The organism is Mycobacterium vicinigordonae, assembly GCF_013466425.1.
Taxonomy (GTDB): Bacteria; Actinomycetota; Actinomycetes; order Mycobacteriales; family Mycobacteriaceae; genus Mycobacterium; species Mycobacterium vicinigordonae.
In genome coordinates this window covers 293,580-318,023 of sequence record NZ_CP059165.1, presented here as the reverse complement: position 1 = coordinate 318,023, position 24,444 = coordinate 293,580, and the positions used below count along the sequence as shown (strand labels likewise).

The window sequence follows — 24,444 nt, the reverse complement described above, 5'->3', positions numbered from 1 at the left end:
CGTGGCGCAAGTCCCACGAACTCGCTACGCCAGCTGCGGTGACGTCGACATCGCCTACCAGGTATTCGGTGACGGTCCAACCGACCTGCTGGTGCTGCCGGGTCCGTCCATACCGATCGACACTGTCGACTCCGAGCCCTCCATGTACCGCTTCCACCGCAGGTTGGCGTCGTTCGCCCGGGTGATCCGCTACGACCAGCGCGGCATCGGGTTGTCTTCGCGGGTGTCCTCGGCCGACATGATCGGGCCGAAATTCTGGGCCAAGGATGCGATCGCGGTGATGAATGCGGTCGGCTGCGAGCGGGCGACGATCCTGGCCCCCAGTTTCACCACGATGACCGGCCTGGTACTGGCGGCCGACTATCCCGAGCGGGTGAGCAGCCTGGTGAGCATCAACGGAGCGGCGCGCACTCTGCTGGCGCCCGACTATCCGATCGGCGCCGAGATCGGCGACACCGATCCCTACACCACGGTCGCCATCGAACCCGATGCCGTGGAGCAAGGCTTCGACATGCTGAGCATCATCGCTCCCAGCGTCGCCGGGGACCTCGCATTCCGCGCCTGGTGGGACATGGCGGGTAATCGGGCCGCGTCCCCCAGCATGGCCCGCGCAATCATTCTGGCGATCAGGCGTTCCGACGTGCGCGACACCCTGTCCCGCATCACTGCGCCGACGTTGATCCTGTTCCGGGACAACCGCAAGTTCAGCCCGATCGAGCACGGACACTATCTGGCCGAACACATCGTCGGCGCACGCCTGGTTGAACTGCCCGGCGACGACGCCCTGTACTGGGTCGGCGACACCGCGCCGATGCTCGACGAGATCGAGGAGTTCGTCACCGGCGTGCGCGGCGGCGGGGACGCCGAGCGGGTCTTGACGACGATCGTGTTCACCGACATCGTCGGATCCACGGAGCGCGCAGCGCAGCTCGGCGACAACAGGTGGCGGGACCTGCTGGACAACCACGACACCGTCGTGCGGCACGAGATCCAACGGTTCGGCGGCCGCGAGGTCAACACGGCCGGGGACGGATTCGTGGCGACCTTCAGCAGTCCCAGTGCCGCGCTGGCGTGCTGCGACGAGCTCGTCGACGCCGTGCGTGTCCTGGGTGTCGAGATCAGGGTCGGCATCCACGCAGGCGAGGTGGAGGTGCGCGGTGCCACGACAAGCGGCGCGAAAAGTGACGTGGCAGGCATGGCCGTGCATATCGCCGCGCGCGTCGCGGCGCTGGCCGGACCGGGCGAGATCTTGGTCTCTTCCACCGTGCGCGACATTGTCACCGGGTCGCGACACCGGTTCACCGACCGCGGCGAGCGGGAACTCAAGGGTGTGCCCGGCCAGTGGCGGTTGTGCGCCCTGATCTGTGAGCGCGTGGCGGCCCGATCCTAAGCGCCTTTCCCTGTTAGGCATTCGCCGAGCCCGTCGGTGGGCGCTTGTAGGCTTGATTGACTCATTTGCCCTGATAGCCGAGGAGAGCTGAGGAGGATTGTGGCGACTCCCGTCGTGGACGACTCCGACCTCACCTCCGTGCGGCGGGTCCGGCTCGACGTTTCCGGCATGACCTGCGCGGCGTGCGCCGCGCGGGTCGAGACAAAGCTGAACAAGGTCAGCGGGGTGCGAGCGTCAGTTAATTACGCCACCCGGGTGGCGACCATCGACACCATCGACCTGGCGGCCGAAGACCTGTGTCAGATTGTGGCGAAGGCCGGCTACCGGGCGTCTCCGCACGTGGAGTCAGTGGCTAGTCCCGCCGACCCCGACGCTGATCATGCCCGCAGCCTGCTACGACGATTGCTGGTTGCCGCGGTGCTGTTCGTGCCACTCGCCGACTTGTCCACGATGTTCGCGATGGTGCCCAGCACCCGATTCGACGGTTGGGGCTATGCGTTGATCGCCCTGGCCGCGCCGATCGTGACGTGGGCGGCCTGGCCCTTCCATTCGGTCGCGCTGCGCAACGTGCGACACCGGACCGCGTCCATGGAGACGTTGATCTCGGTCGGTATCGTCGCGGCCACCGTCTGGTCGCTGTCCACCGTCCTGGTCGCGCGCCCACCCCGGCAAACCCATGGCATCTGGCAGGCCATCCTGCACAGCGACGCGATCTATCTCGAGGTCGCCGCCGGGGTTACGGTCTTCGTGCTGGCGGGCCGCTACTTCGAAGCGCGCGCCAAGTCCAAGGCTGGCGGCGCGCTGCGCGCACTGGCGGAGCTGGGCGCCAAGAGTGTGACGGTGCTGCTGGACGACGGTGCGGAGCTGGTTATCCCGGCCGGCGAGCTCAAGAAGCGGCAGCGCTTCGTGACCAGACCCGGCGAGACGATCGCCGCGGACGGTGTCGTCCTTGACGGATCCGCAGCCGTCGACACCAGCGCCATGACCGGAGAAGCCAAGCCGGTGCGCGTACACCCAAACGCGTCGGTGCTCGGCGGCACCACCGTGCTGGACGGCCGGTTAACTGTCAAAGCCACCGCGGTGGGCGCCGACACCCAATTCGCGGCCATGGTCCGGCTGGTGGAGGAGGCGCAGGGGCAGAAGGCGCGCGCGCAGCGCCTCGCCGATCGCATCGCGGCAGTATTCGTGCCGGCGGTGTTCGCGGTCGCCCTACTCGCCGGCGCGGCCTGGCTTCTCGGCGGCGCCGGGGCGGAACGCGCTTTCTCGGTAGTACTCGGTGTGCTGGTGATCGCCTGCCCATGCGCCCTCGGTTTGGCGACCCCGACCGCGATGATGGTCGCTTCCGGGCGGGGCGCGCAATTGGGCATCTTCATCAAGGGCTACCGGGCCCTGGAGACCATCCGCGGCATCGACACCGTGGTGTTCGACAAGACGGGCACGCTGACAGTCGGAGCGCTGAGCGTAACCCGTGTGACGGTGCTTCCCGGCTATACAGCCGAGTCGACGCTCGCGTTGGCGGCCGCGGTCGAAGCCGCCTCCGAGCATGCCGTGGCGGCCGCAATCGCCGCAGCCGCACCGGATCCCGCATCGGTTAGCGACTTCGCCGCGGTGCCCGGGTGCGGGGCGTCGGGCGTCGTCGGCGAGCACCGCGTCGAGGTCGGCAAGCCATCCTGGGTCACTCGCGCCGCAGCCTGCGACGCGATTCTGGACGCCGCCCGCCGCGATGGTGAATCACGCGGTGAGACAGTCGTTTTCGTATCGGTCGATGGCATGCCGTGCGCCGCGGTCGCCATCTCCGATACCGTTAAGGACACCGCGGCCGACGCGATCGCAGCACTGCACCAGCGCGGGCTGCGAACCATCCTCCTCACCGGTGATAACCAGTCTGCCGCCGATGCGGTGGCCGCCCGAGTGGGTATCGAAAGCGCGATCGCAGAGGTGCTGCCCGAGGGCAAAGTGGCTGAGATTCAACGTCTGCGCACCGCGGGTCGGGTAGTCGCGATGGTGGGCGACGGCATCAACGATGGTCCCGCTTTGGCTTGCGCCGACCTGGGATTGGCGATCGGCCGTGGCACCGACGTGGCGATCGGCGCAGCCGATGTCATCCTGGTGCGCGACGACCTGGCCATCGTTCCACAGGCGCTGGATCTGGCGCGCGCGACCATGCGGACCATCCGGGTAAACATGCTGTGGGCGTTCGGATATAACGTCGCCGCCATCCCGATCGCCGCCGCTGGACTGCTCAATCCGTTGATCGCCGGCGCTGCCATGGCGTTCTCTTCGTTCTTCGTGGTATCGAACAGCCTGCGGCTGCGCAATTTCGGGGCCCGATAAGCTCCCGGTAAGCTGCAAGCCATGGCCGAACAGACGTTTTTCGTGGACGGACTGCACTGCGGAGGGTGCGTCGACACCATCACGACCGCGCTGAACGAACTGAAGCCGGTGACCGGCGTCAGCATCGACCTGGACACCAAAGGCAGTTCTATCGTGCGGATTTCGACTAACGTTGAACTCACCCGCGAGCAAGTTCAGGCGGCCTTGAATGGCGAAGGGAATTTCACGGTCGTGGGCTGACGGGCAAACCCATCAGCGCCGCATCCGCGATAGCTCCCGCAGCATCGCGTTGTACGCGTCGAGATCATCGTCGGCGTAGTCGCTGTCGGCGTGCCGGTCCGAGCGGGCAGCGGTGCGGCGGTCCTGACGCGCCCATTGGGTCACCAGTGCCACGATTACTATGATGACCGGCAATTCCGTTAGGGTCCAAGCGATCCCACCACCGAGGTGCTGGTCTTCCAGGATGCTGGACAGCCACGGCAGATTGACCGATCGGTAGAACGTCGCGCCCACCGGCGAGGTCATCGTCATCAGCGCTACGCCGAAGAACGCGTGAAAAGGCATGACCGCGAACAACAATCCGATCCGTCCCGGGTAAGGCAGCCGCCGCGGGCCCGGGTCGATGCCGATGATCGCCCAGTAGAAGAGATACCCAACGATCAGGAAGTGGATCGTCATGAACTCGTGGCCCCAGTGGTAGCGGACGAACGTGTCGAACAAGGGCGTGAAGTAGACGATGTAGGGCGATCCGACGAAGAGTATGAACGCCACGACGGGGTGCGAGAGGAACTTCGTCACCCGAGAGTGCAGCAGCCAGGTCAACCACTCCCGCGGCCCCGGCGGATTGCCCTCACCGGCGGCGGGCAGCACCCGCAGGGCCAGCGTCACCGGCCCGCCGAGCACGAGCAGCACCGGAATGAACATGTTCAGGATCATGTGCTCGGCCATGTGCATGCTAAACATCGCCGACCCGTAAGCCCGTACACCCGAGCTGGTGGTGATCACTAGCGAGGCACAGCCGGCAAGCCAGGCCACCAAGCGGCCTACCGACCAGTGATTGCCCTGCCGCCGCAGCCGCACAAAGCCCGCCGTGTAGCCGATCGCCAGCACAACGCCGAGTGCCCCGACGAAGCTGTCGAAACGCCAAAGCGTCAGCACACCGACAATGGTGGGCGGGTGCGGCAGCTCATAACCCAGGTACACATCCCAGCCGGTGTAGCGGTGCTCCAGGAACCGCGGGGCGACCTGCGTCGCCATGGCGGCGATCGCGCCCATCGCGCCCATCATGGCCAGTCCGCCCATCATGGCCAGTCCGCCCATCATGTTCGGCACCGCGCCCGAGCCGCGCGAGGTGGCCAGCCGCCAGCAGTCCGACAGCCACATCGCCGTCACCAGCGCGCCCGCGAGCAGCCCAAGTCGAGCGAAGTCCGAATCGAACGACCAGCCCGGGATCAGCAGGTAGAGCAGCAGCGCCCCGTACCCCACCGTCAGCGCGCCGACGCCGACTTGCAGCAGCGCCAGCAGGCGGGTGGTGCAGGCTCCTGTCAGCGCGGTTACCAACTTCAGGCCCGTCAACGTGGCCAGTGCTACCGCGAACACGAGTGCCGCACTGGTCGCGTAATCGTGGTCTGGACCCTGTCCAGCGTTGCCCGTCACCGCCGGGGCCACGACGGCTACCACGGTCGGAACCAGTAGCACGACGTGCGGAAGCCAGCGGGTGGTGAAGCGCAGCGTCACCGCAACCGGCAGGGTGCAGATCAGCACCACGACCCACGCACGTGCCGTCTCGGAAACGGTGACCGCGTCCAGGAGCGCACCGCTGCCCAACAAGGCACCGGCCCCCACCCCGGTGTCGTGTGCGGCCTGCAGCACCGCCATCGCCCCGGCGGCAAGCGGCCATACCAACGAAACACGTTCTACCACAAGGTGAATGCGGAATGAATTCGAGTCGAGCAGACCGTCGGGTTCCGGTCGTGACGTCGTCACCACCAAGATCAGCGCACCCAGGCACAGCGCCCCCAGCAGCGATGTGACGAAGTAGCCGACCGGGGCTGCGGCACTGACGAATCTGCCGGGATACGGGTTGCCGGCTTCGGCGTACCGACGTGGGCCGGAGATCAGCCCATAGGCCCCGACGGCGACCGCGACGACCGCAAAGCCGACGGCCGGCACCGCGATGCGCGCCCAGTGCCGTCGAGTCACCTGTTCAGGTGGCGGCGCGATGGCGCTGGTCTCGTCGGGGTGCACCCTTGCAGCTTACGACCGCGCGTCGTAGCCAACCGTCGGACCGCATAGTCTTCGGTGAATGATCCAAGACCTGCCGTTGCGTTTGGTGGTGACAGGCACGTTCCTACTCAGTGCGCTGAGCTTGGCGCTGGTCATCGACCGACGTTCGGTTGTCTCGCTAATCAGCCACGGTCTGCACATCACGACCGCAATAGCGATGGCGGTGATGGCCTGGCCACAGGGCCTGCAAGTACCGGCGACGGCGGCCGAAATCTTCTTCCTGGCAGCTGCGGTCTGGTTTGTGGCAACGACCGTTTTCGTCGCCCGAGCGGCGGCCGCACGTCTTGCGGGCGGGTACCACGTCGTGAAGATGCTGGCGATGGCCTGGATGTACGACGTAATGAGTAACCAGCCGACCGGGTTAGAGCACCAGGACATGCCGGATATGCCGGGAATGGACATGCCTGGGATGCGAGAGGCGGCGGTCGGCCCGCGCTGGGTCGACATCGGCAATGGGGTTTGGGCGACCGTATTCACGCTGGCCACCTTCGCCTGGGGCTATCGATTGCTCACGCTGCGGCGACACCCCGGAACCCAGGGTCGGCGCGAGCGGTTGTTCTGCATGGCTCAGGCGACAATGGCACTGGGCATGTCAATCATGTTCACCAACATGGGCCTTACACACTAGGCGTCACGCGTCTTTCATCGCGGGATGACTGCGGGTAAGCAACGGCAGCATCCATTCCGGCGGTGCAACCCGGAACAGCGCCGACGACACCCGGTTGACCAGCCCCGGGACAACGACCGCCCGCCCGCGTGCCAGGCCGTCGATTCCGGCCTGAGCCACTTGGTCCGCCGGCTTCCACATCACCCGCGGAAGCGCTGCTTCGGCTTCTTCTTTGTCGAATCCGGCCGCCTCGCCGAATCCGGTGTCTACCGGGCCTGGACACAGGGTGGTGGCGGTAACGCCGGTGCCTTTGAGTTCGCCGCGCAGGCTGTGGGTGTAGGAAAGTACGAAGGCCTTGGCCCCGCCGTAGGCGGCCTGTCCGGGCAGCGGCCCGAATCCCGCCACCGACGCCACGTTGAGGATGGCTCCCCGGCGTCGTGCGACCATCCCGGGCAGGAACCTGCTGCAGAGGTCGACCACGGCGGCAACGTCCACCTCAACCAGGTTGAGTTCTTTCTCCGGAACCGATTTCGCGACCACTCCGAGTGTGGATAGCCCGGCATTGTTGATCAGAATGTCGGGCGTCAAGCCCAGTTCGCCGACCCGGTCCGGGAGATCAGCGCGGGCGGCACGGTCGGACAGGTCTGCCGGCAGCGGGTGCGCGTTGGCGCCCAACCGGTCGGCGATCTGGGCGAGGCGGTCGGCGCTGCGAGCCACCAACACCACCTGGTGGCCCATTTCGGTGAGGATGCGGGCGAACTGTTCGCCGATGCCGGACGATGCGCCGGTGACGACGGCCGTGCGGTCGGGTCCTGTTGCTGGAAGCGCCATATGCAGGACCGTACCCGCAGGTTCACCCGGTCGAGTTCTGCGTCGCTTCCGCGATCGTCGCCAGGCGGTCCATTGATGCGCGCAATCGATCGGCCGTCGTGGCGCGGGCCCGGGCCAGGCGGTTGGCGTCGGTCAGTGCGGACCAGTCGTAGGTGTGGGTGACGCGGGTGCGGGTTGCGCTGATCGGCGTCAGCTCCCAACGCCACAGATGCCCGGGCGGCTCTTTTCCGGGTTCAGATGGGCGCCAGGCGATTCGGCGCCCCTCGACGAATTCGACGACGTGGTTGTGGCGGTCTTGACCCAGGGTGAGTGTTGTGACGAATACGTCACCGACGTTGTGCACCCGCTGTCCGTGGTCAGAGGTGGCCAGGTTGTCGTTGCCGTCCCAGCTCGGTTGCAGGGACGGATCCGCGATGAGTTCGAAGATCCGCTCCGCGTCGGTGGCGATCTCCCGGGTTGCGCTGACGATTCGCTCCGGTTCTGCCATAGATTCCGGTTCCGCCATGGATTCCGGTTCCGCCATGGATTCCGGTTCCGCCATAGCCGAATTCAACCACGCGTCGTCGTCGGCGATCGGCCGGTCAGCAGCGTTCTATGCCGCGCTCCATCACGCGCGGTCCGCTTGCTGAGCGACGCGGCGCGGTGCGCAACACGGTGGACAGGGCGTGGCAGGCGCGCGCTTTGATCGGCGCGACAAGGTCGGAGCCGCTGGGACTCTGGTTGATCCAGTTTTGCAGTGTGGTCACGGCTTCGTTCCTTTGTGAAATCACGTTCTTGTATTTCACCCGTTCCGCGTTGCGCAAACGCGGCGATCGGGTAAACAGCGCGCGAACCCCGCTATGGCATCCGGCACACTCCGGGTACTCGACGGGTTGTGTCACACCGTCAGGCCGCCGTCATCGCGGCTCGTTCCAGGTCTAGCAGCTGGTCGCCGTGGCGCTCCTCCTCATAGGCCTTGCGGCCGCCCCGCAGTCCGAACAGTCTCTTGGAGACCAGCAGGTAGATCACTGCGGCGACGTTGATGCTGAAGGTCACCACCCGGGTCATCGTGATCCCTTTGGCCAGGTCGTGGATTTCCAGCGGCAAGAAGATCGAGGTAGCTACCACGGCGAAATACTCGCCCCAGCGCTTCAGCAGCCACAATCCGACGCCTTCGATCACCTGCAGCACGGCGTAGGCGGCGAGCAGGCAGGTGATCAACGCCAATGTGGACGGCTTGGCGGCCAGCGCCTTCTCCAGTTCGTGGATGGCCGACATCTGGTCCACCTTGAATCCGGCGGCACGGAAAATCGGCAGATCGCGGTCCAGGGTGGCCTGGATGGCGCCGCGCGAACCGCGGAACGTCCAGACGGCCCACGCCGCGAGTCCAAGTACCACTGCCCGGCCCAACCGTTCGATGCTGAGCGCTCGAATGATTATCGCCTGGCGTAATGCCTTGCCGCGCATGATCGTCGGTGCTTCTTCCGGCTTGCCGCGCCCGTGCGGCGGCCCGAGAGCGAAATCACCGCAGCGCAGGCAACGCCATACCTCACCGAGTTCGGTCTTGGCGTGCAGACGCTCGGCCAGTGCCTCGTCATCCGGAGCGTAGGTGGCGTGTCCGCTCAGGGCACAGGTAACCAGCTCCCATCGGTTGACGGTGCGGTTGTTCTTCTTGGCCACGTGCGCTCCTTCGGCCCGGCCCGCTGCCGGCTGATCGGGAATGGGCCGATCATTCAACGTAGGCAGTAAACCGCGCAAGGGGGCTCACGCGGTCCTGCTCGCTATATCCGATATGCCGATACTCTCTCGACTGCGGTGAATATTACCCCCCGGGGTATATTGCGGGATGCGTACCTACCAAATTTGTGAGAGGCAGCAATGAACCCTTCGGCACGGCGTACGACGAGCCACGACGTCACCCTATGGCTTGATCCGGTATGCCCTTTCTCCTGGAACACCGCCCGTTGGCTAGCCCGCGTCGCTGAGCGTGCGGACTTCGAAATCGATTGGCGTCTCATGAATTTAGCAATCCTGAACGAAGGCCGCGAGCTGCCAACCCCGCAACGGGCGCGGATGCGCGACTCAGTGCGGGTCGGTCGACTGATGGCGGCGGTCCGAGCCGAGCTTGGCGCGAAGGGACTCGCGGTGGCCTATTTCTCGTTCGGACAGCGGTACTTCGACCAGTCGGCCCTCGTGAGCGAGGAGCTTGCCGGGCACCTCCTGCGTGACGCCGGGGTCCAACGCACCTCGGTCGACGCGTGCTCGGACATGACGCTGGATATGGCTGTCCGCCAAGCACACCAGGCCAGCCAGGACGCCCTCGGCGGGGCGGGCGGCAGCCCGATACTGAGCATCGACGGGAAGACCCTTTTCGGCCCGGTGCTGACGTCGGCGCCGACACTCGAGACCGGCCAGGCGCTGTTCGATGCCTTGACCATACTGGCCGCCACCCCCGAGTTCATCCAGGTCCAGCGGCCGAATGCCTGAATCGCGTCCTACATTGCCCCGGAATACCCCCTGGGGTACGTTGGTTTTAACGGACGAAGGTCAGGGAGACGGAGAGAAAACATGAGTGATCACGATGACAATATTGCCGCGGTGCTCAATCGCCTGCGGCGGGCACAGGGTCAGCTGGCCGGTGTGATCACGATGATCGAGCAGGGCCGCAACTGCAAGGACGTGGTTACCCAACTCGCGGCGGTATCCCGCGCGCTAGACCGCGCCGGGTTCAAGATCGTCGCATCCGGCCTGCGCGATTGCATCAACGGAACCAAGCATGGCGATTCGCCGCCGCTGACCGAAGCCGAACTTGAAAAGCTTTTCCTGGCACTTGCCTGAAACGAGAGGGGAATTCGTAATGACCACGCAAACAACGGGTTTGACCACTACCCTGCATGGCTCCTTCGAGGATGCGATCGACAAGACCACACGGGTGCTCGCCGAGCAGGGCTTCGGCGTACTGACCAGGATCGACGTCAAGGCCACGCTGAAGCAGAAGCTGGGCGAGGACATAGAGGATTACACCATCCTCGGCGCCTGCAACCCACAGCTCGCACATCGAGCTCTCGGCGTAGACCGCCAGATCGGTCAGCTGCTGCCCTGCAACGTGGTGGTCCGCGCCGACACCGCCGGGCCTGCCGATGGAATCATTGTCGAGGCCATGGATCCCCAGCTGATGGTCCGCGTCATCGACCAACCCGGCCTGCAGGAGATCGCTGACGCCGCCGCCGCCAAGCTGCAGGCCGCAATTGGCGCGCTCAGCGGCTGACCCGGGCGGCGGCTGCAGCCACACGCTCACCTACGGTCTGAATCTGCTGGCGGGTGAGGGCACGCAGCGGGTGCACGGCGACGATCGGGCCCACCCGCCCCCGATGATCGAACACCGGTGCCGCAATGGTGACCACGGGTAGTGCCGCGTCGCCGGTATCGTCTTCGAAAAATCCTCCGCTGGTGGTGAATTCGACGAAAAGCTGGTCCATGAGCTGACGTACTGAAGCGGGCATCTCGTCACCCTGCAGCGCGCCGACCAGTTGTGCGGCCTGCGCCAGCGCCGGGGTGGTGCAGTCGACGTCAAACCCGCGTTGGCGGGTTCGCGCCAGCACGCCTTCCAACCGCTGTGTCCGTTCCCGGTCGCAGCCGGCTCCGCGCCGGATCCATTCGCGTTGCCCCTCGGGCGTGTCCCAGGCGGCGAAGGCGACCCCGAATGGCGGCGCGTAGGGAATGCGGTCACCGGGCAGACCGGAGGGCTCGGTGGCGTCGGCGCCCTCGAACGCCGTGATCACCAACGAGTCGCCGAACCGCTCGACCACCGAGCCGGGATACCCCAGCTCTGCGGATACTGCCAGCACGGCCGCCCGCGCCGAATGCGCTAATGGCCGCGCCACCTCGGTTCTCGCCGCGACCACCGCCAGCGCCGGGCCTAGGGCGAAGGTCTTGGACACCGGGTCGCGGCTGACCCAGCCCCGGTCGCAGAGCGTCTTGAGGATCGCGTGCGCGGTCGCCTGGGTCAGGCGGAGTTCGCGCGCCACGTCGGAGTACCGCAGTCGAGCGTCGCCCGATCTTGCGAGCAGCTCCACCACGTCGAGCACCCGAGCGGTAGGCGCCGAGTTCGATCCGCGGATGGCTTGACTCCCTACTCTTGGCTTTCCTACAGTTAGATTGTTATTTCGAGATCATATATCGAATATTCGAGATACTGGAAGTCGATGCGATGCACGCTGTGGTGCTGCGGAACGGCCGGTTGCAGGTCCGCGAGACGCCGGATCCCGTGCCGGGACGGGGCGAATTGCTGCTCAAGACGCTGAGCACCGCGATCTGCGCCTCGGATGTGCACTTCATGGACCACCCGGAACTGGCGGTCGACGATCCGACCGGCCGGTCCCTGTACGACGACGACCGCGACATCGTGCTCGGCCATGAGTTCGTCGGTGAAGTGGTCGGTTTCGGCCCCGGCTGTACGGATCAGTTCGCGGTCGGCGAGCGGGTGACCGCGATGCCGGTGCGTCTGGTCGATGGCGGAGCCGGTGGCCTGCGCATAATCGGCCAGCATCCGGAGGCGCAGGGCAGTTTCGCTGAGCTACTGGTGGTTTCCGAAGTGGCGGCCAAGCCGGTCGTAGGCGGTGTATCCAGCGACGCGGTCGCTCTCACCGACGCATTCGCGGTGGGCGAGTTCTACGTACGGTCGGCTCGGCTGCAATCCGGTGAGGTCCCGATCGTTATCGGAGCCGGAGCAATCGGCCTCTCCGCGGTCGCCGCTCTGGTGAGCCGGGGCATCGAACCGATCATCGTCACCGACTACAAGGCCGATCGCCGCGAGCTGGCCCGCAGCGGATTCGGTGCGCACGTGGTGGTCGACCCGGCCGCGCAGTCAGCGTTCGACGCCTTCCGAGAGGTGCGCGCACAGCACGGATTACCCGGGACCGCAGTAGTTTTCGAGTGCGTCGGGGCCGCCGGTCTGATCCAGCGGATCGTCGAGCAGGCCGAGATGGGAACTCGAATCTATTGCGCGGGCGGTTGGTACACCGGCGACACCCTGGACATCACCACCGCCACCCGGCAGGGCGTCACCATCCAATTCGGTGGCGGGCCGCACCCGCAGGACTGGTACGGGACGTTGGCGGCGATCGCGTCGGGCCGGTTGGACCCGCTGCCGAGCGTGGGCAGGATCATCAGCCTTGACGAGGTACCCGACGCACTCGAACTGGTCCGCAAATCCGACGGGCCGCCAAGGATCATCGTCCACCCCAAGTGAGGGCCTGCATGACCGAACGTGAAGATCGCCAGGATATTTCGGACCTGCTCATCCGCTACGCCACCGCCATCGACCGGCGTGAGTACCAGCTGCTCGGCACGGTCTTCACCGACGAGTGCGACGTCGACTACGGTGAGATCGGCACCTGGCGAACGGCTGTCGAGGTGATCGAATTTATGGCCCTGGTGCACGCGGCGGCGGGATACACGCTGCACCGGCTGAGTAATATCGCCGTCGCCCTCGACGGCGACCATGCCGAAGCCCGCAGCTACATCGACGCGGTGATCATGGCCGCCGACAACCAGCGTGGCGTCAACGCGATCGGGTTCTACGACGACGCCTTGGTCCGCGCCACCGACGGGTGGCGGATCTCAAGACGCCAGTTCACCCCCGTGCGCGTCGTAGCAGTCGGGTAGCCCGGGCATGACGTTTTCCGACAAGTACGGACCGTGGGCCCTCGTCGCAGGCGCCTCCGACGGCGTGGGCGCCGCGTTCGCCAAGGGCCTGGCCGAACACGGGGTTAACGTCGTGCTGCTGGCTCGGCGCCGACCGGTGCTGGATAGTGTTGCCGCACAGATCCATACCACTACAACAGCCAAAACTCGGGTTCTCGCAATCGATCTGGCAACGAAGAATGCCGCTTCTGTCATCGCCGAAGCGACCAGCGATCTGGAGCTTGGATTACTGGTGTACTGCGCGGGGGCAGACCCCAATTTCCAGCCCTTCCTGGCCAATCCGATCGAGGCGGCCGAGTCGATGGTGCAGCGCAACTGCGTGGTGCCGATGCAGTTGTGCCATCATTTCGCGCGCCCAATGGTCGAGCGGGGCCGAGGTGGCATCGTAATCTTCGGATCGGGCGCCGGGTTGGCCGGTGGCCCCAACATGGTCGCGTACGGCGCTTCCAAGGCGTTCGACATGGTGTTCGCCGAGGCGCTGTGGGCCGAGCTGCACCCCCACGGAATCGACGTCTTGGGGCTGATCCTGGGTAAGACGGATACGCCCGCGTTGCGTGAACTCGAGTACAGCCGAGGCCAGATCGCCTCACCCAACGATGTTCCGCCCGGCGCCTGCGCTGTCAGTGACGTGATTGCCGAGGCGTTCGAGAACCTCGCAAACGGCCCGACCTGGATCGTGGGCGAGGACTTGCGCGCCGCCACTCAGATGATGGGTTCGCTCACCCGCAATCAGTTGGTGAATCTGATGATCCAGGCCAGCGCCGCATCCATGGGTCCCGACAATTAGCTCATGCAATTCGGAAATTTCGGCCCTCCCAACGACTGTCGCGATGTACAGGCCCGGAGAGGTCTCACATCAAACCGGCGCCCGCCAGGTGATCAACACCCGGCCGTAGAGCAAGCGGCGAACGCGGGCCTCCGGAAGCACCGTGCGCACGTTGGAGCGAAGCTGCGAAAATGTATCCGGCGGAGGCCATTTGATCGGGGCGGTGTGGTCCCATTTGCCTCTGACTCGATTGACCATGGTGCAGGCGATCCACGACGGCAGGTGCCACCACAGTTCGCGCAGCGAAACTCTGACAAAGGTGACGACCGCCAGCGTGCCGCCGGGCGACACCAGAGCGCAGAGACGCGCCAGCGCGGCCTTGGTGTCGTCGATGTGGTGGAAGGCGGCATTGGACACCACCGCGTCGAACGTGGGCAGCTCGACCGTCATGACGTCACCCTGCATCCAATGGATCGGCGCGCCGGCGAACCGGGTCTGCGCACGCTGCAGGACGCCGCCGTCGATATCAAGGGCAGCGACCTGCGGTATCCGCTGAACCAGTCGAGCGGCCAGGAAGCCGTCGCCGCACCCCACGTCGAGCACCCGCTGGGTACTGGGCGGGACCTCGGCATCCACGAGTGCGTTGTAATGAATGTTGATATTCCAGGGTTGTCGCGTCGACACTTCGTCCAACGTAGCGGCGCAGCCCCTATTCTTCGACGGGCGCAAAGCGCAAGGAGTTGGAATGGCAGCACACCGGCAAGTACTGGCCGTCATCGGCGTGGGGGGCATGGGCCAAGCGATCGCGCGACGGCTAGGCAGCGGCAAGACAGTCCTGCTGGCCGACAACAACGAAGCGACCCTGACCTCAGTTGCCGAAGCGCTCGCCGCCGACGGCTATGAGGTCAGGAGCCAGACTGTCGACGTCTCTGCCGCCGAGTCGGTGCACGCGCTCGCCGAGTTCGCCGCGTCCCTCGGCCCCGTCACTGCGATGGTGCACACCGCCGGACTCTCCCCGGCCCAGGCGTCCGCCCAAGCGGTCATGGCAGTCGACCTTTTAGGGACAGCCCTGGTTCTGCAGGAGTTCGGCGAGATCATAGCTCCGGGCGGTGCCGGCGTGGTCATCGCCAGTATGGCCGGCCACATGTTTGCCGCGCAGCCACCGGAACGCGAAAAGTCGCTGGCACACAACCCGCCCGGCGAACTGCTGGAGCTCGACTTCATCAACAGCATCACCGAGTCGGCCTTCGCCTACCCGATCGCCAAGCAGGCCAACCATATTCGGGTTCGCGCTGCCGCATCGCAGTGGGGGCGCCGCGGTGCCCGGATCAACTCGATCAGCCCGGGGATCATCTCCACCCCGATGGGCCAGGAAGAATTGGCTTCCGCGGTCGGCGACGGGATGCGCGCGATGATCGAAATGTCGGGGACCGGTCGTATCGGTACTCCCGACGACATCGCCGCGGCGACCGCGTTTCTACTCGGTCCCGAATCGACGTTCATCACCGGCACCGACCTGTTGGTCGACGGCGGCGTGATCGCCGCGATGAAAACCGGCAACCCCTAGGCGAGCCGAGAACGAACCGGCCGGAAGATCGTGGGATCAGCGGATCGTGTACTCGTGCAGCGTCTGGTTGATCCCTTCGCTGATGGTGACATAGCCATTCCCCTCGGGGTGGAAGGCGATCGCCTCGCCTTGCTGCTCGCCAGCGAGCGGTCCGTCGACCGGTCGCTGGCTGAACGGCGACCAGGCGGTGGTGCCGGTGGTCCGGTTCCATAACAGGACGTCGTCGTAGGTCCGGACGGCCAGTTCAGACCCGTCAGGCGAGAAGTCGGCACTGGTGACAAGTTGGGAATTGGCATCAGAAAGATCCAGTGTCGCGACCTTGGTCAGTAACCTACTGCTGCTCATGCCGACGGCGCTGTAGCCGCTGTCCTCCGTCGCGAACACTCGGGAGACGTCGCCATCGGTCTTTTCGATGACGATCAGCTTGTGCGACTGAGGATCGACGGCCAGTGCCTCGGAGTTGATCTTTTCGCCGCCAGGGTAGGTCAGCTTGAGCTGTTCGACTCCGTTGAGGGCCCCGTTGCTTTGGTTGCTGGCGGTGCCGGTGACCGCGGGCTCTTCCACCCGGTAAACAGTCACGCTGCTGCGCGAGTGACCGTTGTCGCCGGTGTCACCGACGTAGATGTAGGACTTGCCGTCGGCTCCTCGGGCGACCTCGATGTCCTCCCAGTCGGTCGCGGTAGCGCCCTGCAGCGTATAAGTCGCCAAGGTCTGCCCGGTCTTGGCGTCGACCGCGAAGATGCGGGCCGAGTCGCCGGAATCGTTGTGCACCCAGTAGACATTCGGATTGTTGATGCCCGCGTCGATGCCGGAGATTTCTTTGAGATTGCTGTTGGTGATGGTCCCGCCGCTGGACGAACTGAGGACACCGTCTTTGGCGGCATCGACGGCGTTCTGGCCCGACGGGTTGGTTGGGTTGGTGGGATTCGTGGGGGCGTTGATTTTGGTTCCGGTCGCTCCGCTGGCCCCATCGTGACCGGCGAACCGTCCGCCGGACCCGCCGGCGCCGCCGGCGCCGGCGGTGCTACCCGTACCACCGGTCCCGCCGTTGCCGCCGTCGCCCACCAATAAGCCGCCGTTGCCGCCGTTGCCGCCCACGGGTGCCGGTTTACTGGCATCCGCGGCCGTCCCGCCCTGGCCGCCGGCACCCCCATTGCCGATCAGACCGGCGCTGCCGCCGTTGCCGCCAGTCTGTCCGGGGGCGCCAGAACCGCCTTTGCCGCCGTCGCCGAACAGCAGGCCGCCTGCCCCGCCGTCCTGCCCGGTACCGGACGCCCCATCGGCGCCATTGCCGATCAAAGGTCGGCCCAGCAGCGTGCGGGCCGGCGCGTTGACCACCTCGAGCACCGTCTGGCCCAGCTGGTCGGCATTGACCGATTCCGCCGTGGCATAGCTGCCGGCACCGGTGCTCAGCAGCTGTACGAACCGCTGGTAAGACGCCTCGAATCGGGTGCTGAGCTCTTGATAATCCTGAGCATGGCCGGCGAACAGCGCCGCCACAGCCACCGATACCTCATCCGCCGCGGTGGCCGCGATCGCTGTCGTCGGCGGTGCGGCCGCGGCATTCGCATAACTCAGCGCTGCGCCGACATGCATCAACTCCGCCGATGCCGTTTGTGCTGACTCCACTACCGCAACCACGTAAGACATAGCTGACCTTCCGAGCGCGTAAATAATCAATCAATTGATCGTATACTCGGGCCGCGGCCGTGAACTCGCTTTTTCAGCAGATTAATCAACTGATTGATAATTTATCAGGCATGGGCCCAACCGCCAGGCGTCAATTTCGGCAGTGCACCCAGTCCGCGCCGCGTACTCGCCAGGTGCGGCGCGCATACTCGAGTTCCGTGTACGGCCACTGCGTCACGATGCGGCCGGTCGGCGAACGAAAATAACTGGTGCACTGAGTCCAGATGGTGCGCTCGAGATCCGCCGAGAGCTGGTCGTTGTATCGCTTCTCGGCTTCCGGGCGAACATCCAGATAGCCCCCGCGACGGGCAATCCGGGTGATGGCGCTGGCCGCCAGCCGGGCCCCGGCCTCAAGGATGTAGACGATCGAATTGCCGCCCTGGTTGGTGTTCGGCCCATAGAGAATGAAGAAGTTCGGGAATCCGGCCACGGCCGCACCGAGGTAGGCGCTGGGGTCCGCTCCCCACCGTTCATGTAGGCGCTGCCCGTGCCGGCCGATCACCTCGATGCCCGACAGGTACTGCGACGTCTCGAATCCCGTGGCCAACACCACAGCGTCAACGTCGACCGCGCCACCCGAAGCGGTGACCACCGAAGTCGCCGTCACCCGGTCGATGGGATCGGTCACCAGGTCGACGTTGTCGCGCTGCAGCGCCCGGTAGAAATCGTCTCCCAACAGCACCCGCTTGCACCGGAACGGATAGTCCGGCCTCAAGGCCTCCCGCAGCCGCTCATCGGGCACGACGCGCTCCAAGAACGACGTCGCGAATTGTGAGCGGGCGGCCACCACCGGATCGTCGGCCATGGTCGCGGTGTTGTCGTGCTGGAACTTCCAGATCTGCCACCGGGTGCGGCGGGTAGCCAGCGGGTCGCGCCGAAATCGCGCCAATTCAGTTGCGCTGTAAGGACGATCGTCCTTGGGGACCATCCACGGCGGCGTCCGCTGAAACACCGTCAAGTGCGCCGCGGCCTTGGCCAGTTCGGGGATGACCTGCACCCCGCTTGCCCCGGTACCGATTACCGCCACGTTCTTTCCGGCCAGGTCCACGCCTGGGTCCCACTGCGCGGTGTGCATCAGCGTGCCGGCGAAATCATCGAGGCCCGGAATGTCCGGGAACCGCAACGCGCCGAACAGTCCGACCGCGCAGACGACGACGTCGACGGTCAACACCTCACCATGGCCCAAAGACAGGTCCCAACGCACGCCGTTCCAGCGGGCCGAGGTCGCCCTGGTGCCGAGCATCAGATGGCGGCGCAGGTCGAAGTCGTCGGCAACCGACTCCAGATAGGCCAAGATCTCCGGTTGCCGGGCGTAGGTTCGACTCCAGGACTTGTTGGGCGCGAACGAAAACGAGTAGAGGTGACTCTGGATGTCACACGCGGCGCCCGGGTAGGTGTTGCGTCGCCACGTACCCCCAACACCGTCGGCAGCCTCGAGGATCACCAGATCGTCGATACCAACGCGTCGCAATGCCACCGCGGCTCCGAGTCCACCGAACCCCGCCCCGATGATCGCTACCTTGGGTGCGCGCCGACGCCGGGTCGCGGCCCGCAGCCGCCCCAGAACATATCGGCCCCGGCCGATCACGGGTGATCTCTACGCAACTCGAAACCCTCGAGGTCCCCGGCCGCACGCCACGCCTGAAGAATGTCGGCATATTCAGTAGGCCCACCGAAGAAGAAGCTGCCCTGCCGAGTCTTGTTGTCCGCCTTACCTTCTCGGTTGTAATAGCCGGGTGTGCAAGTTTTGGCCCGCTGGGTGGTCGCCGCCGACCGCTGCAGCACCGTGTCCACCCAGGCGGCTTCGGCGGCGGCCGACGGCTCGACCTCGCAGACACCGTGTTCCAGGGCCCACGCGATGATCCACGCGGCGTGGGTGGCCTGCACGTCGAGTAGGTAAGGGAAGTTCACCGTCAACCCCGCCTGGGCGATGCTTTCGATGAAGCAGTTCGGAAAACCGTTGGCGCACAAACCCTGAAAGGTGCGGACCCCGTCGCGCCACCGTTCGGTCAGAGACACGCCGTCGCGGCCGACCAACTCGAAGCCGCTGCGGCGACAGTAGTCGGTGCCCACCTCGAAACCCGTGGCGAAGATCAAACAATCGAGCTCATACGTCACGCCATCGACAACCACACCCGCCTCGGTGATCTCTTGCACGCCCAGACCACGCGTGTCTACCAGAGTCACGTTGTCGCGGTTGAACGTCTGTAGGTAGTCATCGTGGAAACAAGGCCGTTTGCAGAAGTACCCGTACCACGGCTTGAGCGCCTCCGCGGTGGCGTGATCGACCACGATGTCGGCCACCCTCGCGCGGATCTCATCCATCTTTGCGAAGTCGGCGAGTTCGATGTCGCGGGTCCGTTGCTCGGGACTGAGGGTCGTGTCGGTGTCGTGTCGCATCACCGGCAGCTTGCGGGTGATGCTCGTCCAGGCGTCGGCAACCAGATCTCGCTCCGCCTGCCCGCCGGAGGTCAGGATCTGGAAGTTCTGGATGCGTTCGCGCTGCCAACCGGGCCGTAAGGTGTTGGCCCACTGTGGATCTGTCGGGCTGTTGGCGCGCACATCGACCGACGAGGGTGTGCGCTGGAAAACATACAGCCGCTGCGCCGCCACGGCCAGGTGCGGCACGCACTGCACCGCGGTCGCTCCGGTACCGATGATGCCGACCCGCTTGCCGGTCAGGTTCTCCAGGCTCTCGCCGGTATAGGCGTAGTCCCACCGGCTGGTATGGAACATGTGGCCGCGGAAAGTACTGATGCCGGGGATACCGGGCAATTTGGGCTTGGCCTGATAGCCGTTAGCCATCGAGACGAATTTCGCCCGCATCACATCACCGTGATTGGTCTTGATGATCCAGCGGGAAGTGTCTGCATTCCAGCGTATTTGATGGACATCGGTCTTCAGGCAGGCATTGCGGTACAGGTCGTAATGCTCGGCGATGCGCCTGCAGTGCGCAAAGATCTCCGCGCCCGGGGCGTACTTGTATTCCGGGATGTAGCCGAGCTCTTCGAGCAGCGGGATGTACACGTAGGACTCGACGTCGCAGGCGATGCCCGGGTAGCGATTCCAATACCAGGTGCCGCCGACGTCTGCGGCCCGATCGATCAGCCGGATGCTCGCGACACCGAGTTCCCGCAATCGCACAGCAGTGAGCAACCCACCGAAGCCGGCGCCGACGATCGCGACGTCCACTTCGTCGGTGAGGGGGTCACGCGCGAACGTATGGTCCGTCCAAGGATCCTCGGCGAAACTCGCGAACTCCCCCGCGGTCTCCACATACTGCGCGATCCCGTCGGGTCGTAACCGCCGGGCCCGCTCCTCGGCATACTTCCGACGCAGCGCCTCGACGTCCAGCGTGCTCCCCACAGTCTCGGTCAAGCTTCGACCTCACTCTCCGTGGGCCCGACCTAATCAATCGGTTGATCGTATCAAGTGTCGGCAGGCCGCCCCGACCCGAACAACGATCCTCTGACCAGCACTTTGGCAGCGCCCAACGCGGCCTGGTAGTCGTGCGGCGACACGGCGGCCGCCAATTCGGTCAAGCCGTAAACGAGCGCGTAGACGGCATCGACGGCGCTGCCCGAATCTTGCCGGTCGCGCAGCTCGCCGTTGCGATAGGCGTCGTCGACGACGCCCGCGATGATCTCGCGGAACGTTTCGAACCGCGGGCCTTCGGTGTGGGAATGGTCGAGCCCGGCCGCGATTTCGGTGTGCTCGGCCCGAATCGCCCACTCGAACGCGGCCAGATCCGGATACTCGCGCATGAGATGACCACATTCGTCGAGCACCGCGGCAATCCGGTCGACCACCCCTCCGGACCCCTGGGCGGCCTGCTGAAGGCGCGGCATGGCGACCTCGCCGCGGGCCGCGATCGTCGCCTTCATCAGCTCCGACTTGTTCGGGAAATAGTTGTACAGGCTGGCGCTGGTCACGCCAGCCATCCGGGCGATCTCTCGGATCGTCGCCTTCGCATAGCCGACCTCCGCGACGCACCGCATAGTGGCAACGATGATGCGCTGCCGGGTCTCTTCGCCGCTGGCGCCGACGGGACGGCCCAGCTGTGTCCGGGTCATGCCGGTGGAGTCCTCACTTGAGCGTCAGCCATATCAGGGAGCCGCACCGGGGGCGCGGACCATGGTCAAATATATTCGACCGATCAATTAATTATGGCGGCTGCGGAGGTATCCGGGATGGCGGGCGGCCCAACTGCACTCGGTCGTCCGGCCGGCGCGGTCGGCGAGCAGACGCGGCTGCGCATCATCGACGCGGCGATGCGCTGTGTTGCCGAAGTCGGGTATTCGCGCGCATCGATCCGCGAGATCGCCCGGGCAGCCGGCATGACCAGCGGCAGCTTGTATCACTATTTCCCCAACAAGGCCGATCTACTCAAAGCCACTGACGATGAGATCGAACGTATCGTCTTGCCGCGGCTGCGCGCCGCCGCCGCTCGCTCCGACGACATCACCGACCGGCTCGAAGCGGTGCTGGACGAGTCGAGATTGTTGAATCGCGACCATCCGTCGCTGGCGACGTTTCTGCGAGCGAGGCGCGCGCAAGGCAGCACCCGGCTACGACACACCGGTCCGAGCTATCCCGGGTCCAAAGCCCTGCGCGTTGTCGTCACCGAAATCGTCGAGGATGCCCGAGCCCACGGTGCGCTGCTCTCCGAGACCAGCGTGACCGCCGCGGTAGATGCCATCTGTGCCCTCACCCGCGGGCTGTCGGAGCAGGCGGCGCGCCTGCCCGCGGATGCCTACGCCGCGACGCTGGACTCCGCTAAACAACTACTGCGCGGGACGTTGTTCGCCACACCCACCGCTAGCGCGTGACGATGGGCCTGCTCACCGCGCTGCGACTCAACATGACCAACATCGCCGACCCCGCGGCACGTCACGGCGACCGATACCTGGCCGCGCTGGACATGGCGGAGTTCGCGGACCGCAGCGGCTTCACTGCGATCAGCGGCGAAGAACACCACCTGGCCGCCACGGGATGGCTGCCGTCACCGCTGATCCTGGCCGCGGCGATCGGGGGGCGCACCCGGAATGCCCGCCTGAGCATCAACGCTCTTATTGTGCCGCTCTACGATCCGATTCGACTGGCCGAGGACATCGCCGTGCTCGACAACCTGACCCAGGGCCGGTTCAGCTTCGTGGCCGGATTGGGCTACCGCCCCGAGGAGTACCACGCGGCCGGCAAAGACTGGTCACAGCGCGGGGCACTGATGGACCATTGCCTCTCGGTGTTGTTGAAGGCCTGGGGCGACGAGCCTTTCGAGTACGACGGGGCCGTGGTCAACGTCACACCCAAGCCGTACACCCGTCCGCACCCGTTCTTCTTCGTCGGCGGTATGACGGCCGCGGCGGCACGGCGGGCGGCACGTTTCGGGCTGCCGTTCTCACCCCCGATGGCGATGCCCGAGTTGGTGACTCTGTACGAGAGGGAGTTGGAGATTCAGGGTAAGACCGGCTTCGCCTACTACCCGGAGAATGGGAGTACCGTCACGCTGCTGCACCCCGACCCGGACGAAGCCTGGGCGCGTTACGGCGGATTCATCATGAACGAGACAGCCGAGTACAGCGCTTGGAAACGTGAAGGTGTGCGCAGGCCCAACGAAACGCCCGCGGCCTCGGTCGAGGAACTGCGTCGGCTCAACCAGGTGGAGATCCTCACTCCCGACCAACTGGTCGACCAGATTGGGAGCGGCAGAACGGATGTCGTGATAAACCCGTTGATCGGCGGGCTGCCTATCGACGAAGGCTGGGCCAGCTTGCATCGACTGGTGGACGAGGTGCTCCCACGCATCTAGTTGCTCCTCGCCTTGTCATCTATCAACAACACCACCGCGTTAAATCGGGAGAAATTTCTCGTCCTCGGTGGGTAAGGGGTGGTTTGGGATGCTGTTAGGTGGGCAAAATATGTATCCATGATCGGTAGGTTTATTGGTTCCGCGGCCGTTGTCGCCGCGGGCGTGAGTTCGGCAATGTTGTCAATCCCGATGCCGTCCGCGTCAGCAGAGCCTTGCCCCGATGTCGAGGTGGTCTATGCGCGCGGTACCGGCGAGGAAGGTCTGGGCGCGACCGGGCAGGCCTTCGTCGACGCTCTGCGACCACGAATAGGCACGCAATCGCTGGGCGTGTACTCGGTCAACTATCCCGCGAGTGAGGAGTGGGCAACCGGCATCGATGGCATCCGCGACGCCGGGGCGCACGTCAACTCGATGGCGACGGCCTGCCCGAAGACGAAGATGGTGCTCTCCGGCTTCTCCCAGGGCGCGGCGGTGATGGGATTCGTCACGTCCGCCAAGGTCCCCGACGGAGTCGACCCGGCCACCGTGCCCAAACCATTGGATCCCGCTGTCGCCGACCACGTCTCCTCGGTCGTGCTGTTCGGGACGCCCAACGTGCGGGCCATGGAATTTCTCGGCCAGCCGGCAGTCGCCATCGGTCCGCTGTATCAAGCCAAGACGCTGAAGGTGTGCGCACCAGACGACCCGGTGTGTTCGGAGGGCATGAACTTCGCCGCGCACAATTCGTACGCGGATGACGGCGCGATGATCGACCAGGGCGTCGCATTCGCCGCCGCGCACCTCGGGGGCCCACCGCCCGCCCCGGCCGGTTTCGGCAACTAACGCGGCTCGAGCCGGCGCAGTCCGGACACCAGCAGTCGCAGCCCGAAATCGAACTCGTCGGCCAGCGACACCGGCAGTGCGCCGGCGGCGGCCGACGTCGCGGGGTACCGCTCGGGGTCCAGTCGTCCAAACGCCGCCGCTAGCTCGTCTTCGTCGCGTTCGGTGGACGCTGAACCCCGAACCTGCATCGCGAATCCGAGGACGTAGCGCGACAGGGTGGCGTAAGTGCGCGCGGCGGTGCGCCCGCTGAAGCCGTTTTCGAGCAGTAGCGATAGCACCGCTTCGCGATGGGCTAGCGCGTTGGCGCCCATCGGCACGTGGCCGACAAGCAACGACGCAACATTGCCGTGGCGACTCAGCGCATCAAACATACTGTGCGCAAACGCGATACACGCGCGATCCCAGGGTTGCCGCGCGTCTATCGTCACTTCACCGAGCATCCGGTCGACGACCATGGCGATCAGTTCTGCCCGGTCGCCGAAATGTCGGTACAACGTGGCGGTACCCGAGCCGAGGCGCTGCGCCAACGATCGCATCGACAGCGCATCAGCGCCGCATTCGTCCACGAGATCGAGTGCGGTACCGAGGATCCGGTCAAACGGCAGCGGCGGGCGCCCGCGGGGCCTGGCGAAGTTGACATCGTCCATATTAATGGACA

General features: G+C 65.5%; 26 protein-coding genes. 14 read left to right on the top strand and 12 right to left on the bottom strand.

Annotated elements, in window-relative coordinates:
* Position 1: 1 nt before the first annotated feature.
* The 3 genes from H0P51_RS01485 (at position 2) to H0P51_RS01475 (ending at position 3,964) form a co-directional block, all read left to right on the top strand.
* On the top strand, positions 2 to 1,390 hold the full coding sequence (locus H0P51_RS01485; RefSeq protein ID WP_180916317.1) for an adenylate/guanylate cyclase domain-containing protein: 1,389 nt from the start codon (positions 2 to 4) through the stop codon (positions 1,388 to 1,390).
* Positions 1,391 to 1,489: 99 nt separating this feature from the next.
* On the top strand, positions 1,490 to 3,724 hold the full coding sequence (locus H0P51_RS01480; protein WP_180916316.1) for a heavy metal translocating P-type ATPase: 2,235 nt from the start codon (positions 1,490 to 1,492) through the stop codon (positions 3,722 to 3,724).
* Positions 3,725 to 3,745: 21 nt separating this feature from the next.
* Positions 3,746 to 3,964, top strand: coding sequence for a heavy-metal-associated domain-containing protein (locus H0P51_RS01475; protein ID WP_180916315.1), 219 nt, complete (start codon positions 3,746 to 3,748; stop codon positions 3,962 to 3,964).
* A gap of 12 nt (positions 3,965 to 3,976) precedes the next feature.
* Here H0P51_RS01475 and H0P51_RS01470 read toward each other — a convergent pair whose 3' ends face one another.
* On the bottom strand, positions 3,977 to 5,902 hold the full coding sequence (locus H0P51_RS01470; protein ID WP_246398962.1) for a cytochrome c oxidase assembly protein: 1,926 nt from the start codon (positions 5,900 to 5,902) through the stop codon (positions 3,977 to 3,979).
* Positions 5,903 to 6,029: 127 nt separating this feature from the next.
* Between H0P51_RS01470 and H0P51_RS01465 the strand changes: the two genes are divergently transcribed.
* On the top strand, positions 6,030 to 6,638 hold the full coding sequence (locus H0P51_RS01465; RefSeq protein WP_180916313.1) for a DUF5134 domain-containing protein: 609 nt from the start codon (positions 6,030 to 6,032) through the stop codon (positions 6,636 to 6,638).
* Between the two features lie 3 nt (positions 6,639 to 6,641).
* Here H0P51_RS01465 and H0P51_RS01460 read toward each other — a convergent pair whose 3' ends face one another.
* The 4 genes from H0P51_RS01460 to H0P51_RS01445 all read right to left on the bottom strand — a co-directional run bounded on the left by H0P51_RS01460 (position 6,642) and on the right by H0P51_RS01445 (position 9,107).
* Entirely contained in the window at positions 6,642 to 7,448 is an 807-nt protein-coding gene (locus H0P51_RS01460; protein ID WP_180916312.1) for an SDR family NAD(P)-dependent oxidoreductase, read from the bottom strand.
* A gap of 22 nt (positions 7,449 to 7,470) precedes the next feature.
* The gene (locus tag H0P51_RS01455; protein WP_180918666.1) at positions 7,471 to 7,935 is read right to left on the bottom strand and encodes an SRPBCC family protein; all 465 of its coding nucleotides are present in this window, start codon (positions 7,933 to 7,935) and stop codon (positions 7,471 to 7,473) included.
* A gap of 94 nt (positions 7,936 to 8,029) precedes the next feature.
* Entirely contained in the window at positions 8,030 to 8,233 is a 204-nt protein-coding gene (locus tag H0P51_RS01450; protein ID WP_180919291.1) for a hypothetical protein, read from the bottom strand.
* Positions 8,234 to 8,333: 100 nt separating this feature from the next.
* Positions 8,334 to 9,107, bottom strand: coding sequence for a DUF2127 domain-containing protein (locus H0P51_RS01445; RefSeq protein ID WP_180918665.1), 774 nt, complete (start codon positions 9,105 to 9,107; stop codon positions 8,334 to 8,336).
* A gap of 198 nt (positions 9,108 to 9,305) precedes the next feature.
* On the opposite strand from H0P51_RS01445, the gene H0P51_RS01440 reads away from it, so the two are divergent.
* From H0P51_RS01440 to H0P51_RS01430, 3 genes are all read left to right on the top strand, one after another.
* Entirely contained in the window at positions 9,306 to 9,914 is a 609-nt protein-coding gene (locus tag H0P51_RS01440; protein WP_180916311.1) for a mycothiol-dependent nitroreductase Rv2466c family protein, read from the top strand.
* A gap of 81 nt (positions 9,915 to 9,995) precedes the next feature.
* Complete coding sequence (locus tag H0P51_RS01435) at positions 9,996 to 10,265, top strand: metal-sensitive transcriptional regulator (RefSeq protein ID WP_180916310.1); 270 nt, start codon at positions 9,996 to 9,998, stop codon at positions 10,263 to 10,265.
* 19 nt (positions 10,266 to 10,284) lie between these two features.
* Complete coding sequence (locus H0P51_RS01430; RefSeq protein WP_180916309.1) at positions 10,285 to 10,695, top strand: DUF302 domain-containing protein; 411 nt, start codon at positions 10,285 to 10,287, stop codon at positions 10,693 to 10,695.
* On the opposite strand, the gene H0P51_RS01425 is transcribed toward H0P51_RS01430, so the two are convergent.
* Entirely contained in the window at positions 10,685 to 11,515 is an 831-nt protein-coding gene (locus H0P51_RS01425; protein ID WP_180916308.1) for a helix-turn-helix domain-containing protein, read from the bottom strand. The two genes, H0P51_RS01430 and H0P51_RS01425, sit on opposite strands and share 11 nt — an antisense overlap.
* Before the next feature lie 131 nt (positions 11,516 to 11,646).
* Between H0P51_RS01425 and H0P51_RS01420 the strand changes: the two genes are divergently transcribed.
* From H0P51_RS01420 to H0P51_RS01410, 3 genes are read left to right on the top strand one after another with little or no spacing between them, the layout of a single operon-like run.
* Positions 11,647 to 12,678: a zinc-binding dehydrogenase gene (locus tag H0P51_RS01420; RefSeq protein ID WP_180916307.1), complete on the top strand. Its 1,032-nt coding sequence runs from the start codon at positions 11,647 to 11,649 to the stop codon at positions 12,676 to 12,678.
* Positions 12,679 to 12,686: 8 nt separating this feature from the next.
* On the top strand, positions 12,687 to 13,094 hold the full coding sequence (locus tag H0P51_RS01415; protein WP_180916306.1) for a nuclear transport factor 2 family protein: 408 nt from the start codon (positions 12,687 to 12,689) through the stop codon (positions 13,092 to 13,094).
* Between the two features lie 7 nt (positions 13,095 to 13,101).
* Positions 13,102 to 13,920, top strand: coding sequence for an SDR family NAD(P)-dependent oxidoreductase (locus H0P51_RS01410; RefSeq protein WP_180916305.1), 819 nt, complete (start codon positions 13,102 to 13,104; stop codon positions 13,918 to 13,920).
* A 69-nt stretch (positions 13,921 to 13,989) separates the two neighbouring features.
* Here H0P51_RS01410 and H0P51_RS01405 read toward each other — a convergent pair whose 3' ends face one another.
* Positions 13,990 to 14,583 (bottom strand): class I SAM-dependent methyltransferase, encoded by a 594-nt coding sequence (locus H0P51_RS01405; RefSeq protein WP_246398316.1) that lies wholly within the window; start codon positions 14,581 to 14,583, stop codon positions 13,990 to 13,992.
* Positions 14,584 to 14,644: 61 nt separating this feature from the next.
* Here H0P51_RS01405 and H0P51_RS01400 point away from each other — a divergent pair, with 61 nt between their 5' ends.
* The gene (locus H0P51_RS01400; protein WP_180916303.1) at positions 14,645 to 15,466 is read left to right on the top strand and encodes an SDR family oxidoreductase; all 822 of its coding nucleotides are present in this window, start codon (positions 14,645 to 14,647) and stop codon (positions 15,464 to 15,466) included.
* A 36-nt stretch (positions 15,467 to 15,502) separates the two neighbouring features.
* On the opposite strand, the gene H0P51_RS01395 is transcribed toward H0P51_RS01400, so the two are convergent.
* From H0P51_RS01395 to H0P51_RS01380, 4 genes are all read right to left on the bottom strand, one after another.
* Positions 15,503 to 17,116 carry a PE domain-containing protein gene (locus H0P51_RS01395; RefSeq protein ID WP_180916302.1) on the bottom strand — a complete coding sequence of 538 codons (1,614 nt, stop codon included), beginning with the start codon at positions 17,114 to 17,116 and terminating at the stop codon, positions 15,503 to 15,505.
* Positions 17,117 to 17,246: 130 nt separating this feature from the next.
* Positions 17,247 to 18,743, bottom strand: coding sequence for a flavin-containing monooxygenase (locus tag H0P51_RS01390; RefSeq protein ID WP_180916301.1), 1,497 nt, complete (start codon positions 18,741 to 18,743; stop codon positions 17,247 to 17,249).
* Positions 18,740 to 20,533 (bottom strand): flavin-containing monooxygenase, encoded by a 1,794-nt coding sequence (locus H0P51_RS01385; protein ID WP_180916300.1) that lies wholly within the window; start codon positions 20,531 to 20,533, stop codon positions 18,740 to 18,742. Before H0P51_RS01385 ends, H0P51_RS01390 begins: the two co-directional genes overlap by 4 nt.
* 50 nt (positions 20,534 to 20,583) lie before the next feature.
* Positions 20,584 to 21,228 carry a TetR/AcrR family transcriptional regulator gene (locus H0P51_RS01380; protein WP_180916299.1) on the bottom strand — a complete coding sequence of 215 codons (645 nt, stop codon included), beginning with the start codon at positions 21,226 to 21,228 and terminating at the stop codon, positions 20,584 to 20,586.
* A 117-nt stretch (positions 21,229 to 21,345) separates the two neighbouring features.
* On the opposite strand from H0P51_RS01380, the gene H0P51_RS01375 reads away from it, so the two are divergent.
* The 3 genes from H0P51_RS01375 (at position 21,346) to H0P51_RS01365 (ending at position 23,786) form a co-directional block, all read left to right on the top strand.
* Positions 21,346 to 21,984: a TetR/AcrR family transcriptional regulator gene (locus H0P51_RS01375; protein WP_180916298.1), complete on the top strand. Its 639-nt coding sequence runs from the start codon at positions 21,346 to 21,348 to the stop codon at positions 21,982 to 21,984.
* Positions 21,985 to 21,986: 2 nt separating this feature from the next.
* Positions 21,987 to 22,964 carry an LLM class flavin-dependent oxidoreductase gene (locus H0P51_RS01370; RefSeq protein WP_180916297.1) on the top strand — a complete coding sequence of 326 codons (978 nt, stop codon included), beginning with the start codon at positions 21,987 to 21,989 and terminating at the stop codon, positions 22,962 to 22,964.
* 117 nt (positions 22,965 to 23,081) lie between these two features.
* Positions 23,082 to 23,786 (top strand): cutinase family protein, encoded by a 705-nt coding sequence (locus H0P51_RS01365; protein WP_180916296.1) that lies wholly within the window; start codon positions 23,082 to 23,084, stop codon positions 23,784 to 23,786.
* Here H0P51_RS01365 and H0P51_RS01360 read toward each other — a convergent pair.
* Complete coding sequence (locus H0P51_RS01360) at positions 23,783 to 24,433, bottom strand: TetR/AcrR family transcriptional regulator (RefSeq protein WP_180916295.1); 651 nt, start codon at positions 24,431 to 24,433, stop codon at positions 23,783 to 23,785. The genes H0P51_RS01365 and H0P51_RS01360 overlap by 4 nt on opposite strands.
* Between the last annotated feature and the right edge of the window lie 11 nt (positions 24,434 to 24,444).

Excerpts from the sequence above, each read along its gene's own strand:
- H0P51_RS01475 (WP_180916315.1), top strand. The coding sequence starts at position 3,746 with ATGGCCGAACAGACGTTTTTCGTGGACGGACTGCACTGCGGAGGGTGC.
- H0P51_RS01465 (WP_180916313.1), top strand. The coding sequence starts at position 6,030 with ATGATCCAAGACCTGCCGTTGCGTTTGGTGGTGACAGGCACGTTCCTA.
- H0P51_RS01460 (WP_180916312.1), bottom strand. The coding sequence starts at position 7,448 with ATGGCGCTTCCAGCAACAGGACCCGACCGCACGGCCGTCGTCACCGGC.
- H0P51_RS01455 (WP_180918666.1), bottom strand. The coding sequence starts at position 7,935 with ATGGCAGAACCGGAGCGAATCGTCAGCGCAACCCGGGAGATCGCCACC.
- H0P51_RS01440 (WP_180916311.1), top strand. The coding sequence starts at position 9,306 with ATGAACCCTTCGGCACGGCGTACGACGAGCCACGACGTCACCCTATGG.
- H0P51_RS01435 (WP_180916310.1), top strand. The coding sequence starts at position 9,996 with ATGAGTGATCACGATGACAATATTGCCGCGGTGCTCAATCGCCTGCGG.
- H0P51_RS01430 (WP_180916309.1), top strand. The coding sequence starts at position 10,285 with ATGACCACGCAAACAACGGGTTTGACCACTACCCTGCATGGCTCCTTC.
- H0P51_RS01415 (WP_180916306.1), top strand. The coding sequence starts at position 12,687 with ATGACCGAACGTGAAGATCGCCAGGATATTTCGGACCTGCTCATCCGC.
- H0P51_RS01410 (WP_180916305.1), top strand. The coding sequence starts at position 13,102 with ATGACGTTTTCCGACAAGTACGGACCGTGGGCCCTCGTCGCAGGCGCC.
- H0P51_RS01400 (WP_180916303.1), top strand. The coding sequence starts at position 14,645 with ATGGCAGCACACCGGCAAGTACTGGCCGTCATCGGCGTGGGGGGCATG.
- H0P51_RS01395 (WP_180916302.1), bottom strand. The coding sequence starts at position 17,116 with ATGTCTTACGTGGTTGCGGTAGTGGAGTCAGCACAAACGGCATCGGCG.
- H0P51_RS01380 (WP_180916299.1), bottom strand. The coding sequence starts at position 21,228 with ATGACCCGGACACAGCTGGGCCGTCCCGTCGGCGCCAGCGGCGAAGAG.
- H0P51_RS01375 (WP_180916298.1), top strand. The coding sequence starts at position 21,346 with ATGGCGGGCGGCCCAACTGCACTCGGTCGTCCGGCCGGCGCGGTCGGC.
- H0P51_RS01370 (WP_180916297.1), top strand. The coding sequence starts at position 21,987 with ATGGGCCTGCTCACCGCGCTGCGACTCAACATGACCAACATCGCCGAC.
- H0P51_RS01365 (WP_180916296.1), top strand. The coding sequence starts at position 23,082 with ATGATCGGTAGGTTTATTGGTTCCGCGGCCGTTGTCGCCGCGGGCGTG.
- H0P51_RS01360 (WP_180916295.1), bottom strand. The coding sequence starts at position 24,433 with ATGGACGATGTCAACTTCGCCAGGCCCCGCGGGCGCCCGCCGCTGCCG.